This window comes from Marinobacter halodurans (genome assembly GCF_004327985.1).
GTDB lineage: Bacteria > Pseudomonadota > Gammaproteobacteria > Pseudomonadales > Oleiphilaceae > Marinobacter_A > Marinobacter_A halodurans.
The window spans coordinates 1-1,207 of sequence record NZ_SJDL01000133.1; the positions used below are offsets into that span (position 1 = coordinate 1).

The 1,207-nt window shown below is 50.5% G+C and carries 1 protein-coding gene; it reads right to left on the reverse strand.

Going from position 1 to position 1,207, the window contains the following annotated elements:
* Nucleotides 1-124: 124 nt before the first annotated feature.
* Nucleotides 125-712, reverse strand: a complete 588-nt coding sequence (locus EZI54_RS23760) for a hypothetical protein (RefSeq protein WP_165495872.1) — start codon at nt 710-712, stop codon at nt 125-127.
* Nucleotides 713-1,207: the final 495 nt, after the last annotated feature.

Genomic DNA, 1,207 nt, shown 5'->3' on the forward strand with positions numbered 1-1,207 from the left:
GCGAGAATCAGCGGTATTGGCGCTTGATATTGACTATTTTATGGTCAATTCCGGCCTTGCTGGATGGGCCGACCGAGACCGATGAATGGTTGGCTGTCTGAAAACGGCGTTTTTGCAGGGGCGACTAGGTATGTTCGCCATCGTTCACCGTGTTTCCGCGGCCATCATAGCTGTAGGCGATGCCGCCGACGGTTTTGAGAACGTTGCTTTCCGGCGAGTAGGTCAGTTCACGCTCGGTGCCGTCGACGGTTTCCCAGGTGCGATTGCCATTCGCGTCGTAGTCGTATCCCAGGCTGAAATCACTCGACAGCGCCACCTTCAACCGGTTTTCGGCATCGTATTCGAAGTGTTGCTCGTCGTTGCCGAAAATCGAAACGATGTTGCCGAGAGCGTCGTATTCGAAGTCACGGGAGTCATTCGTCGCTGTTTTCAGGTTGCTAACCCGACCATTGTTGTCGAATGCCCTGTTCATGGAAAGACCATTGCCCCAGGCCCAGCCACTAATCGGTCCGAACGGAGCATACTCCACGCCATCCAACAACGTTTGGCCATCGACCGACACGCTCTCCAGTCGGTCGCGGTCGTAGCGGTATTCAGCAACAGCGCCAGAGGGGTAAGTCAGACGGGAAAGTTTCCCGGATGGTGTGTACTGATAGCTCATCGATAGTTCGACGCCATCGGTGGAAACACGCCGTTCACGCCAAACCAGCACAGCCTGTCACTTTCACCGGCCCCCACAATTGTGGGCGCTGGTCCCGAATGCACGCCCTGCTGGCCAGGCGTGCACATCGAAACCGGAAAGGTGTGCACGTGCTGCTGGCCAGCATGCATAATAATTAAAGTATTCCGCACCTTATTTTTTGTAAGGGTACATTATAAGTTGCCATCAATAACATATGATATATTTACATTTCTCCATTTCTCAACCTTAGTTGGAAGATCCTCAGTCGGAGGATAATAAACAATAAGTCTATTATTTGAACTCCATTCAGTTTTTATACTTTTTGGCTCATGCAACGTAAATATCCAATCATCATATTTATCAGGATCAAAGCCTTCCTTCTCTACTCGAAGGCTTAAGGAGACTCTGAATAAGTCTCGAAATCAGCGATAATACGGCCTTCGTCAACCGCAAAGAATTCATTGTTGCCATGGATCAGATCACCTTCTCCGAAGCCGAATACCAGATCAAGAAGCGCAAGACCCG